Genomic DNA, 639 nt, shown 5'->3' on the forward strand with positions numbered 1-639 from the left:
CGTTGGATCTTGCGCCATACGTAAATCAACGTTCTGGGCAAAGCCACCTGTTGCCATAATCACGCCGCGCTTGGCACGGATATTAATCACTTTACCTGGCTGATCTTCTTCAAAGTGATAGTTTTCGCGCATTTTAACGCCTACAACTTCGCCTTGTTCACCCACTAAGAAACCTTCGAACTTAGCGCGGTTATGAGTATGAACACCGAGTTTACGACATTCATTAAGTAGCGGTTGAGTAATACCAGCACCACAACTGACGGTAGTTTGATAAGTACGTGCTACCGAGTGACCACCTAACTGCTGCAGATAAGGATGGAATTCAGAGCCTGCATCCAAGGTCATTTGCAGTGCTTCTACTGCATGCGAAGCCACGTGACGAAGTAAAGCTTCATCAGCGATACCACGGCCAGATTTAAGCTGATCCGCGACCATGCGGTCAACTGAATCTTGAACGCCTTCAGTTTTTTGCATTGGCGTACCAGGCGCAGCAAACAAACCACCATTAATGGCTGAGTTACCGCCAAAGTACGACATTTTTTCAAAAATATGTACGTCTTTTGCGCCTTTGCGTGTGGCTTCAATTGCCGCCGCTAACCCCGAAAAACCGGAACCAATAATAAGGACTTCAACTTCTTT

The 639-nt window shown here is 46.6% G+C and carries 1 protein-coding gene; it reads right to left on the reverse strand.

Translation table 11 applies throughout. The annotated features are described in order from the left end of the window. A partial coding sequence (locus CXF86_RS20005; protein WP_145991639.1) for an acrylate reductase flavoprotein subunit ArdA occupies positions 1–639 on the reverse strand: 639 nt, incomplete at both ends.

Origin of the sequence: Shewanella sp. GutCb (assembly GCF_002836135.1) — a bacterium.
Lineage (GTDB): Bacteria > Pseudomonadota > Gammaproteobacteria > Enterobacterales > Shewanellaceae > Shewanella.